This window comes from Allokutzneria multivorans, assembly GCF_039537405.1.
GTDB classification, from domain to species: domain Bacteria; phylum Actinomycetota; class Actinomycetes; order Mycobacteriales; family Pseudonocardiaceae; genus Allokutzneria; species Allokutzneria multivorans.
This window is the reverse complement of sequence record NZ_BAABAL010000006.1, coordinates 173,712-187,741: the sequence shown is the minus strand read 5'-3', so window position 1 is coordinate 187,741 and position 14,030 is coordinate 173,712. Positions and strand designations below refer to the sequence as shown.

The window sequence follows — 14,030 nt, the reverse complement described above, 5'->3', positions numbered from 1 at the left end:
CCATGGACATCAAGGTTCAGTTCGGATCCCTCGCCGAGGCGCAGGGCAACATCGCCTCCACCTCCACCAAGCTGGGCACCCAGCTCGGCGAGCTGAAGTCCGACCTGGCTCCGCTCGCCGCGTCCTGGACCGGTGCGGCCTCCGACAACTACAAGCGGGCGCAGCGCGAGTGGGACGAGGCCGCGAAGGCGCTCCAGGAGATCCTGGCCAAGGTCGGCGTCGCGCTCGGCCACGCCAACGACAACTACCAGGACGGGGAGCGCAAGGCCGCCGACCTCTGGTGAGCACGCGCCCGCGATGTGGGGCCCCGGTCGTCCGCGACCGGGGCCCTTCGCGTGCCACGAGGCGTGTCGCGGAGCCTCCGCAAGTCTGCGACCTGGCATGATGGCGAACATGGCGCTCGTCACCGGGGGGCGTTTTGACCCTGCCGTGCAGCGACAGGTAACCTCGATCGCTGTTGAAGCGGTATATCGTGCGGCGCCAAGTCGGCCGCGCGTTTTCGCGCCCTGAGCTTCCCCGCGCAAGCGGAGGTTTCCCGCAGGTGCCGGACTCTGCCGCCCCAACGCCACCCAAGACGCGAGTGACGACGAGGTAGATCCGTGCGCACGTACAGCCCGAAGCCCAGCGAGGTGAAGCGAGCCTGGCACGTCATCGACGCCCAGGACTTGGTGCTCGGCCGCCTCGCGACCCACGCCGCCACCCTGCTGCGTGGGAAGCACAAGCCCATGTACGCGCCGCACCTCGACACCGGTGACTTCGTCGTCGTCATCAACGCCGAGAAGGTCGCGCTGACCGGCAACAAGCGCGACCAGGAGTTCGTCTACCGGCACAGTGGCTACCCGGGCGGACTGAAGAAGCGCTCGTTCGGCGAGATGCTGGACAAGTACCCCACCAAGCTGGTCGAGAAGGCCATCAAGGGGATGCTGCCGAAGAACAAGCTCGGCAACGCCATGGGCAAGAAGCTCAAGGTCTACGCCGGTCCGAACCACCCGCACGCGGCCCAGCAGCCGCAGACGTTCGAGCTCCCCCGGGTCAGCCAGTGACCCTGCCGGTGTCGGACGACCAGAACTCAGAGGAAAACCGCGTGACCACTCCCGCTGACGAGACCACCCCCGCCGTCGACGAGACCGTCGTCGCCGACGAGGCCGTTGCCACCGAGGCCACCGAGGTCGTTGCCGACGAGGCCGCCACCGACGAGGTCGTCGCCGAGGCCACCTCTGACGAGGTCGCCGAGGAGGCCGCCCCGATCGTGCCGCTGGGCACCGGTCGCCTGATCCAGACCGTCGGCCGCCGCAAGCAGGCCATCGTCCGCGTCCGCCTGGTGCCCGGCACCGGCAAGTTCCTGCTCAACGGCAAGGACATCGACGCGTACTTCCCGAACAAGGTGCACCAGCAGCTGATCCGGGACCCGTTCACCACCACGGACAAGCTGGACAAGTTCGACGTGTTCGGCACCCTCAGCGGTGGCGGCGTCTCCGGCCAGGCCGGTGCCCTGCGCCTCGCGATCGCCCGCGCGCTCATCACGCTGGACGCGGACGACCGCCCGGCGCTGAAGAAGGCCGGCTTCCTCACCCGTGACCCGCGGGCCAAGGAGCGGAAGAAGTACGGTCTCAAGAAGGCCCGCAAGGCCCCGCAGTACAGCAAGCGCTAGGTCTCACAGGCGCTCCTGCCTGGGCCGCACGCGGCAAGACAACCTACGGGAGCAGATGTCCGTCCTACGGATGTCTGCTCCCGTAGTCGCGTCCGGAGCACTTGTGCCCGGCCCCCTGACCGGACCCGTCACACGGAGGACTTCTCGACATGGCTCGCCTCTTCGGCACCGATGGTGTGCGCGGTCTCGCCAACTCCGACCTCACCCCCGAACTGGCCATGTCCATCTCGGTGGCGGCGGCACGGGTGTTCGGCGAGCGCGACGGTTCCTCCGCCCGCCCGGTCGCGGTGGTCGGCAGGGACCCGAGGGCCAGCGGCGAGATGCTGGAGGCGGCCGTCGCCGCGGGCCTGGCCTCGGCGGGCGTCGACGTGCTCCGCGCGGGCGTCGTGCCGACCCCCGCGGTGGCGCACCTGGTCAGCGACCTCGGCGCCGGGTTCGGCGTGATGATCTCGGCATCGCACAACCCGATGCCGGACAACGGGATCAAGCTGTTCTCCGGCGACGGCCACAAGCTGACCGACGTCGTGGAGAACGAGATCGAGCGGCTGATCGCCGAGGGCCCGGCCGGGGCGCGCCCGACCGGCGGGGCCATCGGCCGCGTCCGCGACCTCGACAACGCCGTGCAGAGCTACGTCGACCACCTGCTCCTCGCGACCCCGCAGCCGCTCGAAGGCCTGCGCGTGGTCGTGGACTGCGCGAACGGCTCCGCCTCCACCGCAGCACCCGAGGCCTACCGCCGCGCGGGTGCCGACGTGATCGCCATCCACGCCGAGCCGGACGGCATCAACATCAACGACGGGTGCGGCTCCACCCACCTCGACGTGCTGCGCGCCGCCGTCCGCGAGCACGGCGCCGACCTGGGCATCGCCCACGACGGTGACGCCGACCGCTGCCTGGCCGTGGACAACACCGGTGCCGAGGTGGACGGTGACCAGATCCTCGCGGTGCTCGCGCTGGCCATGAAGGAGGGCGGCGAGCTCGCCGACGACACCCTCGTGGCCACCGTGATGAGCAACCTCGGGCTGCACCTGGCCATGCGGGAGAACGGCGTCACCGTGCGCACGACCTCCGTCGGCGACCGCTACGTGCTGGAGGAGCTGCGCTCCGGGGGGTTCTCCCTCGGCGGCGAGCAGTCCGGGCACGTGGTGCTGCCCACGCACGCCACGACCGGCGACGGCCTGCTCACCGCGCTGCGCCTGATGGCCCGCGTGGTCTCCACCGGCCGCCCGCTGGCCGAGCTGGCCGGGGTGATGCGCCGCCTGCCGCAGGTCCTGGTCAACGTCAAGGTCAGCGACAAGGCCAGGGTCGCGGCCTCCCCGTCGGTCGCCGAGGCCGTCGCCGCCGTCGAGGCCGAACTGGCAGGCTCCGGCCGGGTGCTGCTGCGCCCCTCCGGCACCGAGCAGCTGGTCCGCGTGATGGTCGAGGCCCCCAGTCAGGACGCCGCCGCCCAGGCCGCCAAGCGCCTCGCGGGCGTCGTTTCCGGCATTCGCTGAACACTTCCCCCGAACGTCGCGCACGCGCGTCACCGCTGGTCCACCATGGGGTGGATCGCGGTGGAGGCGCGCGTGGGCGGGGGAGCCCCTCGATAGCCTCGGCGCGGTCCTAGGGGACGCGCGAGGGGGACGACCAGGTGGGTTTCGGTACCAACACCGATGAGATGGCGCAGGTCGCCGGGGTCCTGAGGGCCGCTGCCGGCGAGGCCGAGCCGAAGATCAAGGCCGTCGAGGCCGCCGCGGGCGGGGGCGCTCAGCTCGGCAGGGCGCACGCCGAATCGGCCAGGGCCTACGCCGACGGCCTGCGCAGGCTCGTCACCGCCGCGAGCGGTTTCGTGGCCGCCACCAACGACTTCGCCGGGCGCCTGGAGAAGACCAGGGGCGGCTACCAGTGGGTGGAGAACAAGAACACCGGCACCGTCGGGAGCCTCTGATGGCCGGGCCCACCCGCGATGAGCTCGTGGAGATGCTCGGCAGCCCCGACCTCAACCAGGCGGAGAAGCGGGACCTGTTCCTCGCGTACGTGCGCGTCAACCTCGTCGGCATCGACGACACGATGGAGCGGTATGCCCAGGAGTTGGGCGTGGGCACGGTCACTCGCGTCGCCAGCACTCTCGCGCACCTCGGATCCGGTGTTGCACTCCTGGAGGACACGCACAAGCGCTACAAGAAGGCCGTTGAGGACCGCGTCAACGGCGGTGTGCGCGGCGGCAAGGAGAAGCTGGAGGACCTGAAGCGCAGGAATCCCAGCAGCTCCAACGAGATCCTGGACATCGGCAAGCCCGGCCTTGAGGTGTTCCGGCGCTTCGGGCAGGTCTACGCGGCGGCGCCGCAGGGCTGCCGGAGCGGGGCGATCTCCGGCGACGCGTTCGCGGAGGCGACCAAGCGCTACGACGAGCAGCGCGACATCCAGTTCTCCCAGATCGAAGCGCACGCGCAGGCCTTGGAAGGCGCGAAGTCGGCGGTCGAGGCGTCGTCGAGCAAGTCCTCCAGCAGTCTTTCCGGGCTCTACGGCCACTGGAGCGGCAAGGCGGCTGAGCGTTCGCGGGTCTTCTCCGACCGGTTCCGGGTGGAGGTCGGCCACCTCACGGAGTCGTTGCGCGGGTCGGCGGAGCTGATGCGCGGCACCTCCACCAAGGTGGCTCAGGCCTGCCGGACCAAGGCCGAGTTCGCCCTCGGGACGCACCGCGAGCGGTTGCCCGACCGCACCGTCGCCGAAGGCCTGATGATCATGCAGATGGCCAACGGTCGCTGGGACGCCGACGTCCGCAGGGCCGCCGCGCTGGTCGGTGGCGCGGCGGCGAAGCAGGCCGAGAGCGACAAGTGCGCGGTCAACGACGAGACCCGCCGCTTCGTCGAGGCCGAGGCGTTGAAGTGGGCGCGGGCGTTCTGCCAGGCGTTCGAGGCGCTGTTCGTGAGCTTCGCGAAGATGTGCGACGACACCCGCAAGACGGTGAACGACCTCTGGAAGGTGCTGACCGACCACCTGAACCGGCTCAACGACAACCCGTTCAAGGAGTTGATCAACGGCACTCCGCCCGGGGGTGGGGGTTCCACGCCACCCAACGGCGGCGGTGGCGGTGGCGGCGGTCCGATCGGTGGCGGTGGAGGAGGCGGTGGTGGCGGACGAATCCCGCCGATCGCGCCGCCCGTGCCGAGCCTGCCGACTCCCACGCTGCCGCCGATCGAGGTGCCGGGCGGCGGGACGGAGTCCTCAGGCCTGCCTGGAACACAACAGCCCGGAACCCCTGTGCCAGGCGGACATCCGCGTGAGTCGGTGAGCTTCGAGGACGCCGGGCGCACGATCACGGTCACCAGCCCCACGCGCGACGGCCACGTGACGATCACCGTGGAGGGACCGGACGGCAAGCCGAAGAGCTACGAGGTGGACTTCGGGCCGACGGGGCCCGAGGTGAGGCCGCAGCCGGGCGCCATCCCCGTTCAGCCTGGGAACGCTCCGCAACCTGTTGTGCCGCAAGAGAACCCGGTCACGAAGGCGGATGAGAACGGCAAGGCCGCGATCCGCGACGGGGACTGCACGATCGTCGCTGAGCGCGTGCCGGGCGATGCTGGGCACCTGCGCGTGACGGTGCCGGGAGCCGACGGCAGGCCCACGACCTACGACATCGACTTCACCCGGGGACAGGTCGAGCTCGCGAGCGGCGAAGGCTCCGTCGAAGAGGTCGCGGAACCCCTGCCGAGCCCGCCCGCGCCGCAGCCCGGGGAAGCCGGGTTGGGCTCGATTCCCAGTGAGGGACAACGGGTTCCGGCCGCCCCAACACAGGGCACGGGGATGATGGTGCCGCCCGCGCCGCAGCAGTCAGGCGGTGATCAGGAGCGCAGCGGCACCAACTGGCGCACCGAGGGCTACGTCGTCGAGGAGGACTCGGCGGAGGCGGTCAGCAGGGTGGCCAGGGTGCTCGGCGGCCTCGATGACGAGGAGAACTAGGTGAACGACGTCGTTGCGGCTCAGCACCGGCTGGACATGGTGATGCGCGAGCACGCCGAGCGGATGGACCTCGTGACCAGGCGCCGCGACGACGCGCTTGCCGAGGCCGAGCGCACCGCGACGGAGATCGCCGAGCACGCGGGCCGGGTGGTCGAGCGACTCCAGGACCGCCGCGACAACGGCTGGCCGCCGCCGAAGCAGCAGTCGCCGATGGACGACGACGAGGACTTCTCGACGCAGACCTGGTTGCGCTGAAAGGGAATCAGGCCAGGCTGGGCACTGCGGGGCCGCGCGCGTAGTCGATCGAGCAGCCCTTGATCTCCCCCTCCAGCAGCGCGTCGTAGCCGCGGTTGCCGGTGAGCGTGCGCAGGAAGAAAGCGGTCAGCAGGACGCGCGAGATCTTCTGCGTCTTGCTCTGCGGTTTGCCGTCGAGCAGCATGTCCGTCCACTGCCAGTTCTCGGTGAAGCCGAGGTGCGTGGCCTTGGTGATGCCGCGCAGCTGGACCGAGCCCGCCCACGCCTGCGTGACCGGCTCGGCGTGGCCGATGGGCGGGGAGATCAGGTCCTCGTCGCCGGAGAGGTGCAGCGCGGGCATGGTGCACTCGCGCGCGGCGTCGAGCGCGGAAGGCCGGGTCTCCGAGAGCCCCATCGTGCCGACCGCGCGCACGCGCTCGTCCGCAGCCGCCGCCAGCACCGCGCAGCCGCCGCCGAGGGAGTGCCCGGCCGTGCCGAGCTGCTCCGGGTTCACGCTGATCCGGCCCTCGCCGAGGCGCACGGACGAGCAGATGTCCAGCGCCGTGCGCATGTCCGCGGTGAACAGCCGGTGCGAGGGCAGCGGGCCGTTCTGCGTCGCGGGCGCTGCGACGACGAAGCCCCACGAGGCCAGGTGCCGCATGAAGCCGTGGTAGCGCTTGATCGGCTGGAGCCAGCCGTGGCCGAACACCACCGCCGGGAGGCCGTTGCCGGACTCCGGGGTGAGCACCGCGCCGGGGAGCCCCACCAGCGCCAGGTCCCCTCGCATCACCCGGTGCGGGCCGGGGCGAGAGAGCTCCTTGAACGCCTGCTTGGCGGTGAGTGCCATGAGCCGAGACGTTAGTGGATCGGCCGCCGAGCTGCGATGGCAGGCGTGCCCATACCCTGTGCGGCTGTGGCTGGAGTGTGCGAGCACGGGTGGCAGCGGCGCGAGGTCGCGATGCGCTGCATGGACGACGCCGAGGTCCGCGTGGGGCCGCTGCGCTTCGCGGAGCGCCACCTCGCGGAGGACGCGAACGACGGGCGGCTGTTCTTCCTGGTGGAGATCGTCGCGCCGGGGCTGGTCGCGCGGTTGGAGGGCGTGACGAACCTGGCCGACGGCATGGGGCTGCCGTGCTTCCTCGGCGGGCTGGACTTCCGGGGCTGGGAGGGCGAGAAGCACTGGCACAGCGCCGATCGCGACGTCTCCGTGGTCGCGAGGTGGAACTCGCGCGGGCACGTCGAGCTGAAGTGGACGCTGCGGCCGTGGCGGCACTCGGTGACGGGGGAGTGGTCGGCCTCCGCGGTCACCGAGCTGGAGGCCGGGGCGGAGAAGGACACCTTGGTGGCGGCGCTGCACAACTTCCTGGCTGTCGAGATGGGCTGACCGTGGGAGCCTGTGCAGCGTGATCGTGGGCATTGGCACCGACATCGTCGGCGTGCGGCGCTTCGAGCGGCTGCTCGACCGGACCCCGCGCATGCTCGACCGGCTGTTCACCGAGGCGGAACGCCGCACCCGCAAGGGAGAGCTGCGGCGCCCGGCCTCGCTGGCGGCCAGGTACGCGGCGAAGGAAGCCGTGGTGAAGGCGCTCGGCGCACCGCACGGCTACCAGTTGCTGGAATGCGAAGTCGTTGCCGCGCAGGACAATCGGCCCTCCGTGCGGCTCACGGGCGTGCTCGCCGGAGCCGCTGAGCGGGCCGGGGTCGGTTCCTGGCACCTCTCGCTGACCCACGACGCCGACATCGCGGCCGCGTTCGTGGTCGCCGAGCGATCCGGGAGGAGCTGAGCGTGAAGGGCGTGTGGACGACCGACCACGTGCGCGAGGCGGAGAACCGCTTGCTGGCACGGGTTCCGGACGGCTCGCTGATGCGCAAGGCGGCGTTCGGCCTGGCCACGGTCGCGCTGCGGATGCTCGGCCCCGGCGTCGTCGGCCGCCGCGTCACGCTCCTCGTCGGCGCGGGCAACAACGGCGGGGATGCGTTGTGGGCAGGGGCTTTCCTGCGCAGGCGCGGCGTCGCGGTGACCGCCGTGCTGCTGTCGCCGGAGCGCGCGCACGCCGAAGGTCTTGCCGCGCTGCGAAAAACAGGCGGACGCGTCACGACGGACGGCCGCGAGGCGGTTCAGCGCGCGGACCTGGTGGTCGACGGCATCGTGGGCCTGTCCGCGCGGGGACCACTGCGACCGGCCGCCGCTGAGCTGGTCGAGCTGATCACCGCGCCCGTGCTCGCCGTGGATCTGCCCAGCGGGGTGGAGCCGGACACCGGCGTGGTGAACGGCCCGGCGGTGACGGCGACCGCGACGGTCACCTTCGGCTGCCACAAGCCGCTGCACGTGCTGGGCGAGGGCGCCAAGCGCAGCGGCGAAGTGCACCTGGTCGACATCGGGCTTGGCCCGGAGCTGGGCGAGCCCGACATCACCGTGCTCGAACCCGCCGACATGGGGCGCCTGTGGCCGGTGCCGGGGCCGACCGACGACAAGTACACGCAGGGCGTCACCGGCGTGGCCGCGGGCTCGGCGACCTACCCGGGGGCCGCCGTGCTGGCCGCCGGAGCCGCGACGCTGGCGACCTCCGGCATGGTCCGCTACACCGGCCCGGCCGCCGACGCGATCCGCTCGCGCTGGCCCGAGGTGGTCGCGACGGCCTCGATCAGCGACACGGGCCGAGTGCAGGCGTGGGTCGTCGGGCCGGGCATGGGCATCGGCCCGAGCGGCCGGGACGCGCTGGCCCAGGTCCTCGAAGCCGGGGTCGCCGTGTGCGCCGACGCGGACGCGATCACGTTGCTGGCCAAGCACAAGGACCTGTGGGACCTGCGCGAACCCGGAACGCCGATGGTGATCACCCCGCACGACCGGGAGTTCGCCAGGCTCGCGGGGGAGGTCGGCGAGGACCGCGTTGCCGCCGCGCTGCGAGCGGCGAAGCGCTACGACGTGGTGGTGCTGCTCAAGGGACACAGCACCGTGGTCGCCGCGCCGGACGGCCGCGTCCTGGTCAACCCGGCGCGCTCCTCGTGGGCGGCGACGGCGGGCTCCGGCGACGTGCTGGCAGGGCTGATCGGATCGTTGCTGGCAGGAGGCATGGACCCGGTGCTCGCGGCGGGCTGCGCGGCGGCGGCGCACGAGCTGGCCGGAGAGCTGGCGGCGGACGGCGCGCCGATTCCCGCGGGCTCCTTGCTGCGGGAAGTGCCGAACGCGATCCGCGTCCTACGGGCCGCCGCGGCGTCTGTGTCACCATGAACGCCGTTATGGCTGCTCAGAACCCGCACCTGCCGCGTGCCGAAGTGCTCGTCGACACCGACGCCCTCCGGCACAACATCGCCCTGCTCAGCGGCCTCGCTGCGGCCTCCGGCGCACAAACGATGGCTGTCGTGAAGGCCGACGGTTACGGGCACGGAGCACTGCACGTGGCCAGAACCGCGCTGGAGTCCGGAGCCTCCTGGGTCGGCGTCTGCCACCTCGAAGAGGCGCTGGCGCTGCGAGCGGGCGGGATCACCGCGCCGATCTTCTCCTGGCTGCACGTGCCGGACGAGGACTTCACCGAGGCGGTGAGCGCCGGGATCGACCTGTCGGTCTCCTCCCTGGCCGCGCTCGATGCCGTGATCGTGGCGGTGAACCGCACCGGGAAGACCGCGCGGATCCACCTCAAGATCGACACCGGCCTCTCCCGCAACGGCTGCGCTCCGCAGGACTGGCCGGAGCTGGTCATGGCGGCCGAGGCCGCGCAGCGCACGGGCTGGGTCAAGGTCATCGGCGTCTGGTCGCACCTGGCCTGCGCCGACGAACCCGGCCACCCCTCGATCGACGCCCAAGCGAAGCGGCTCACCGAGGCGCACGCGCTCGCCGTGGACGCGGGCCTGCGGCCGATCCGGCACATCGCCAACTCCGCCGCCGTGCTGAGCCGCCCCGACCTGCACTTCGAGCTGGTCCGCACGGGCATCGCGATGTACGGCCTGAACCCGATGCCGCCCGGCTTCGGCGGCGACGAGCTGCGCCCGGCCATGACCTTCCGCGCCCGCGTCGCGCTGGTCAAACGCATCACCGCTGGTGAGGGCGTGTCCTACGGGCTCTCGTGGACGGCTCCGCACGAGACCACCATCGCGCTGGTCCCCGCCGGGTACGCCGACGGCGTGCCGCGCGCGCTGTCCGGGCGGATGGAGGTCCTCCTCGGCGGCAAGCGGCGCCCGGTGGTCGGCCGGGTCTGCATGGACCAGGTCATGGTCGACTGCGGGGACGACGTGGTCCGCGAGGGCGACGAGGTCGTCCTGTTCGGCCCCGGGACCAGGGGAGAGCCGACCGCGACGGAGTGGGCCGACACCCTCGGCACGATCCACTACGAGATCGTCACGGGCATGACCCGCCCGCGCGTCGTCAGAACGGTCGTCCCGGTCGGAGGAGCATGAGCCGCGTCTGGAAGGCCGTCGGCGTCGCCGGTGGCGTGCTCGGAGCGGCGGTCGCGGGCACCGCCGTCGGCGCCGCCGCGAAGAGCTCCCAGATCAAGCACCGCCGCGAGGGTGCGGCCCTGCTCGACCGCTACGCCGACGAGCCGCTCGGCGAGCTCAAGCCCGATCGCACCTCGACCGTGGCCGCCGACGACGGTGTGCCGATCTACGTCGAGGAGGTCAACCCTGCGGACGGCGGCAAGCCCGAGCTGACCGTGGTGCTGGTGCACGGCTTCGCGCTGGACCGCAGGACCTGGCACTTCCAGCGGCGCGACCTGCCGCAGCTGACCGATCCGCGCGTGCGCCTGGTGATCTACGACCAGCGCAGCCACGGCCGCTCCGGGCGCGGAGCCCCCGAGACCTCCACGATCGACCAGCTCGGCCACGACCTCGACGCGGTGCTGCGCGCGATGGTGCCCAAGGGCCAGATGGTGCTGGTCGGCCACTCGATGGGCGGCATGACGATCATGGCGCTGGCCGAGCAGCGGCCCGAGCTGTTCCGCGACCGCGTCGCCGGGGTGGCCTTCCTCGGCACCTCGGCGGGCGAGATCGGCCGCTCCGGGCTGCCGAGGCCGGTGCTGTCCCGGCACAACCCGGTCACCCTCGGCGTCGGCAGGCTCGCGAGCTGGACCCCCGGGCTCGTCGAGCGCGTGCGCGGGGTGGGCGGGCAGATCGTCTGGAGCCTCATCCGCAGGTTGGCCTTCGGCGACCGCAAGGTCAGCCCGGCACTGGTCGACCTCGTCGATGACATGATCTCCAGCACCTCGGTGCAGGTGCTGACGGAGTTCCTGGAGACCCTGGGCACGCACAACCGGGTCTCCGCGCTCGCGGGCCTCCGGCACACGCACGTGCTGGTGATCGGCGCGGACGCGGACCGGCTCACGCCGTACTCGCACTCCGAGGTGATCGCCGCCGAGCTGCCCGACGCGGAGCTGGTGCGCGCCGAGGGCGCGGGGCACGTGCTGATGCTGGAGCAGCCGGTGCTGGTCAGCGAACGCCTCGCCGAGCTGTTCGGCAGGTGTGTCGGTCGGAGTGGGAAGAGGAAGCGCTGGTGGAAGCGGGCGTGAACCCGGTGGACGTGACGACCTGGACGGCCGAACTGGCCGAGCACGAGGACACCGTGGCCCTGGGCAGGCGGCTGGGCGCCCTGCTCGACCGGGGTGATCTGGTGCTGCTCTCCGGCCCGCTCGGCGCCGGGAAGACCGTGCTGGTCAAGGGCATCGCCGAAGGGCTCGGAGTGCGGGGGCGGGTCAGCTCGCCGACCTTCGTCATCTCGCGCGTGCACCCCGGCGAGCGCGGCACCCTGGTGCACGTGGACGCCTACCGGCTCGGTGGCGACGCCCTGGAGCTGGACGACCTCGACCTGGACACCGACCTCGAGGACGCCGTGGTGGTGATCGAGTGGGGGGAGGGCTTCGCCGAGCGCCTCGCCGAGGACCACCTGCTGGTCCGCATCGACCGCCGCCCCGACGACGTCCGCGAGGTCTCCCTCACCGGCCTGCCCCGCGTGGTGGCCGCCCTCACCGGCTGACCAGTGCGGTCGTAGACTCGTCAGTCGTGCTCGTGCTCGCGCTGGACACCGCAACCCCCGCCGTCACGGCCGGTGTTGTCGCCCTCGACGGTGACGCCCTGCCGGAGCTGCTCGCCGAGCGGGTGACCGTCGACCCGCGAGCGCACACGGAGCTGCTCACCCCGCACCTCACCGCCGCGCTGGAGGAGGCGGGGGTCGGGCTCGACCAGCTCGACGCGATCGTCTGCGGCTCCGGGCCGGGGCCCTTCACCGGGCTGCGCGTCGGCATGGTCACCGCCGCCGCGCTCGGCCAGGTGCTGGACATCCCCGTGCACCCGGTGTCCACCTTGGACGCCATCGCGGTCGCGACCCCGTTCCACACCTCGCTGCTCGTGGTCACCGACGCGCGCCGCCGCGAGGTCTACTGGTCGGTCTACTGCGACCAGGGCTGGCGCGTCGCGGGCCCGAACGTGGACCGCCCGGACGCGGTCGCGGCGAAGCTCGCCGGCGAGCTGGCCGACATCGGCGTCACCGAGGTCTCCGGCCCCGTCGCCGAGCAGCACGCCGAGCTCTTCGGCCTGACCGTGCTGCCGACGACCTACCCGAGCTCGGTCGGCCTGGTCGGCGCCGCCGCCCGCGAACTCCGCGAGGGCGCCGAGCCCGCCCCGCTGACCCCGCTCTACCTCCGCCAGCCCGACGCCGTCGAGCCGGGCGCGCGCAAGCGGGTGAGCCAGGCATGACCGTGCGGCTGGGCACCTTGCTGCGCAAGGACGTGCCGCGCTGCGCCGAGCTGGAGCAGGAGATCTTCGCGGGCGAGGACCCGTGGTCGCCTGCCATGTTCGTCAGCGAGATCGAGGCGGGCGCCTTCTACATCGGCGCCTTCGAGGAGGACGACCACCTCGTCGGCTACGCCGGGCTCGCGGTGGTCGGCTCTCCGCCCAACGCCGAGGCCGAGGTGCACACGATCGCCGTGGACCCGAAGCGGCAGGGCGAGGGCATCGGCAAGGCGCTGCTGCGGCAGCTGCTCGACAGGGCCGACGCCGTCAACGCCGTGACCTTCCTGGAGGTCCGCACCGACAACGAGTCGGCGAAGGGCCTCTACACCGCCCACGACTTCGAGGTCGTCGGCCTGCGCAAGCGCTACTACCAGCCCTCGGGCGCGGACGCGCACACGATGCGCCGTCCGTCGCTGACCGAGCGCGAGGGGAAGAAGACGTCATGATCGTGCTCGGCATCGAGACCTCTTGCGATGAGACCGGCGTCGGCATCGTCCGCCGCGCCGCCGACGGCACGCTGGAGCTGCTCGCCGACGAGGTGGCCTCCAGCGTCGAGGAGCACGTCCGCTTCGGCGGTGTCGTGCCCGAGATCGCCAGCCGCGCGCACCTGCAGGCCATGGCGCCCACCATGCGCAGGGCGCTGGACACCGCGGGACTCGAACTGTCCGCTGTGGACGCGATCGCGGTGACCGCGGGCCCCGGGCTCTCCGGTGCGCTGATGGTCGGGATCGCCGCCGCCAAGGCCTACGCGACCGGCTCCGGCAAGCCGCTCTACGGCGTCAACCACCTCGCAGGCCACGTCGCCGCCGACACCATCGAGCACGGTCCGCTGCCGCCGCGCTGCCTCGCGCTGCTGGTCTCCGGCGGCCACAGCCAGCTGCTGCTGGTCGAGGGGCTGACCGAGAAGATCACCGAGATCGGCGCCACCATCGACGACGCCGCAGGTGAGGCCTACGACAAGGTCGCCAGGATCCTCGGCCTGCCCTACCCGGGTGGTCCGCCCATCGACAAGCTGGCCAGGCAGGGGAACCCGCGCGCCATCGCCTTCCCGCGCGGGCTCACCGGCCAGCGCGACGCGCCCTTCGACTTCTCCTTCTCCGGGCTGAAGACCGCCGTGGCGCGGTGGGTGGAGAAGCACGAGGCGACCGGGGCCGAGCTCCCGCTGGCCGACATCGCCGCGAGCTTCCAGGAGGCCGTCGCCGACGTGCTCACCGCCAAGGCGATCCGCGCCGCGCGCGAGCACGGGATCGACACGATGGTCATCTCCGGCGGCGTCGCGGCCAACTCGCGGCTGGGCGAGCTGGCCCGCGAGCGCTGCGCCGAGGCCGGGATCACGCTGCGGGTCCCGCGGCCGAGGCTGTGCACCGACAACGGCGCGATGATCGCGGCGCTGGGCGCGCACGTGGTGGCGAGCGGGGCCAAGCCCTCACCCGCCACCCTCGCCGCCGACACCTCGCTACCGCTGGTCTACGGCAGCTGAGCC

The 14,030-nt window shown here is 72.2% G+C and carries 17 protein-coding genes; 16 read left to right on the top strand and 1 reads right to left on the bottom strand.

Annotation, left to right across the window (positions count from 1 at the left end; all coding sequences use genetic code 11):
- The first annotated feature begins 2 nt into the window (after window positions 1-2).
- The 7 genes from ABD798_RS10585 to ABD798_RS10555 all read left to right on the top strand — a co-directional run bounded on the left by ABD798_RS10585 (window position 3) and on the right by ABD798_RS10555 (window position 5,848).
- Window positions 3-284 carry a WXG100 family type VII secretion target gene (locus ABD798_RS10585; RefSeq protein ID WP_086822311.1) on the top strand — a complete coding sequence of 94 codons (282 nt, stop codon included), beginning with the start codon at window positions 3-5 and terminating at the stop codon, window positions 282-284.
- A gap of 315 nt (window positions 285-599) precedes the next feature.
- Window positions 600-1,043, top strand: a complete 444-nt coding sequence (rplM, locus tag ABD798_RS10580; protein WP_344873284.1) for a 50S ribosomal protein L13 — start codon at window positions 600-602, stop codon at window positions 1,041-1,043.
- A gap of 41 nt (window positions 1,044-1,084) precedes the next feature.
- Window positions 1,085-1,651, top strand: coding sequence for a 30S ribosomal protein S9 (gene rpsI, locus ABD798_RS10575; RefSeq protein ID WP_344873282.1), 567 nt, complete (start codon window positions 1,085-1,087; stop codon window positions 1,649-1,651).
- 149 nt (window positions 1,652-1,800) lie between these two features.
- A complete protein-coding gene (gene glmM, locus ABD798_RS10570; RefSeq protein ID WP_344873280.1) occupies window positions 1,801-3,144 on the top strand; it encodes a phosphoglucosamine mutase in 1,344 nt (447 codons plus the stop codon).
- A gap of 137 nt (window positions 3,145-3,281) precedes the next feature.
- The gene (locus ABD798_RS10565; protein ID WP_344873278.1) at window positions 3,282-3,578 is read left to right on the top strand and encodes a hypothetical protein; all 297 of its coding nucleotides are present in this window, start codon (window positions 3,282-3,284) and stop codon (window positions 3,576-3,578) included.
- The gene (locus tag ABD798_RS10560; RefSeq protein ID WP_344873276.1) at window positions 3,578-5,593 is read left to right on the top strand and encodes a WXG100 family type VII secretion target; all 2,016 of its coding nucleotides are present in this window, start codon (window positions 3,578-3,580) and stop codon (window positions 5,591-5,593) included. Before ABD798_RS10565 ends, ABD798_RS10560 begins: the two co-directional genes overlap by 1 nt.
- Complete coding sequence (locus ABD798_RS10555) at window positions 5,594-5,848, top strand: hypothetical protein (protein WP_344873274.1); 255 nt, start codon at window positions 5,594-5,596, stop codon at window positions 5,846-5,848.
- 7 nt (window positions 5,849-5,855) lie between these two features.
- Here ABD798_RS10555 and ABD798_RS10550 read toward each other — a convergent pair whose 3' ends face one another.
- Window positions 5,856-6,674, bottom strand: coding sequence for a dienelactone hydrolase family protein (locus ABD798_RS10550; protein ID WP_344873272.1), 819 nt, complete (start codon window positions 6,672-6,674; stop codon window positions 5,856-5,858).
- A gap of 66 nt (window positions 6,675-6,740) precedes the next feature.
- Between ABD798_RS10550 and ABD798_RS10545 the strand changes: the two genes are divergently transcribed.
- The 9 genes from ABD798_RS10545 to tsaD are packed head-to-tail and all read left to right on the top strand — an operon-like array spanning window position 6,741 to window position 14,027.
- The gene (locus ABD798_RS10545) at window positions 6,741-7,211 is read left to right on the top strand and encodes a DUF6228 family protein (RefSeq protein ID WP_344873270.1); all 471 of its coding nucleotides are present in this window, start codon (window positions 6,741-6,743) and stop codon (window positions 7,209-7,211) included.
- Window positions 7,212-7,230: 19 nt separating this feature from the next.
- Window positions 7,231-7,611, top strand: a complete 381-nt coding sequence (locus ABD798_RS10540) for a holo-ACP synthase (RefSeq protein WP_344873268.1) — start codon at window positions 7,231-7,233, stop codon at window positions 7,609-7,611.
- Window positions 7,612-7,613: 2 nt separating this feature from the next.
- Complete coding sequence (locus tag ABD798_RS10535; RefSeq protein ID WP_344873266.1) at window positions 7,614-9,059, top strand: NAD(P)H-hydrate dehydratase; 1,446 nt, start codon at window positions 7,614-7,616, stop codon at window positions 9,057-9,059.
- Window positions 9,060-9,067: 8 nt separating this feature from the next.
- Window positions 9,068-10,222 (top strand): alanine racemase, encoded by a 1,155-nt coding sequence (gene alr, locus ABD798_RS10530; RefSeq protein ID WP_344873264.1) that lies wholly within the window; start codon window positions 9,068-9,070, stop codon window positions 10,220-10,222.
- Window positions 10,219-11,328, top strand: coding sequence for an alpha/beta fold hydrolase (locus ABD798_RS10525; protein WP_344873263.1), 1,110 nt, complete (start codon window positions 10,219-10,221; stop codon window positions 11,326-11,328). Before alr ends, ABD798_RS10525 begins: the two co-directional genes overlap by 4 nt.
- 11 nt (window positions 11,329-11,339) lie before the next feature.
- Window positions 11,340-11,792: a tRNA (adenosine(37)-N6)-threonylcarbamoyltransferase complex ATPase subunit type 1 TsaE gene (tsaE, locus tag ABD798_RS10520; protein ID WP_425549206.1), complete on the top strand. Its 453-nt coding sequence runs from the start codon at window positions 11,340-11,342 to the stop codon at window positions 11,790-11,792.
- A 26-nt stretch (window positions 11,793-11,818) separates the two neighbouring features.
- Window positions 11,819-12,511: a tRNA (adenosine(37)-N6)-threonylcarbamoyltransferase complex dimerization subunit type 1 TsaB gene (tsaB, locus tag ABD798_RS10515; RefSeq protein ID WP_344873259.1), complete on the top strand. Its 693-nt coding sequence runs from the start codon at window positions 11,819-11,821 to the stop codon at window positions 12,509-12,511.
- A gap of 2 nt (window positions 12,512-12,513) precedes the next feature.
- Window positions 12,514-12,993 carry a ribosomal protein S18-alanine N-acetyltransferase gene (gene rimI / locus ABD798_RS10510; RefSeq protein ID WP_344873979.1) on the top strand — a complete coding sequence of 160 codons (480 nt, stop codon included), beginning with the start codon at window positions 12,514-12,516 and terminating at the stop codon, window positions 12,991-12,993.
- Window positions 12,990-14,027 carry a tRNA (adenosine(37)-N6)-threonylcarbamoyltransferase complex transferase subunit TsaD gene (tsaD, locus tag ABD798_RS10505; protein ID WP_344873257.1) on the top strand — a complete coding sequence of 346 codons (1,038 nt, stop codon included), beginning with the start codon at window positions 12,990-12,992 and terminating at the stop codon, window positions 14,025-14,027. The genes rimI and tsaD overlap by 4 nt, the downstream gene beginning before the upstream one ends.
- Window positions 14,028-14,030 lie beyond the last annotated feature (3 nt).

Coding starts and splice junctions, on each gene's coding strand:
- ABD798_RS10585 (WP_086822311.1), top strand. CDS start 3: ATGGACATCAAGGTTCAGTTCGGATCCCTCGCCGAGGCGCAGGGCAAC.
- ABD798_RS10525 (WP_344873263.1), top strand. CDS start 10,219: ATGAGCCGCGTCTGGAAGGCCGTCGGCGTCGCCGGTGGCGTGCTCGGA.
- alr (WP_344873264.1), top strand. CDS start 9,068: ATGGCTGCTCAGAACCCGCACCTGCCGCGTGCCGAAGTGCTCGTCGAC.
- glmM (WP_344873280.1), top strand. CDS start 1,801: ATGGCTCGCCTCTTCGGCACCGATGGTGTGCGCGGTCTCGCCAACTCC.
- ABD798_RS10550 (WP_344873272.1), bottom strand. CDS start 6,674: ATGGCACTCACCGCCAAGCAGGCGTTCAAGGAGCTCTCTCGCCCCGGC.
- ABD798_RS10560 (WP_344873276.1), top strand. CDS start 3,578: ATGGCCGGGCCCACCCGCGATGAGCTCGTGGAGATGCTCGGCAGCCCC.
- tsaD (WP_344873257.1), top strand. CDS start 12,990: ATGATCGTGCTCGGCATCGAGACCTCTTGCGATGAGACCGGCGTCGGC.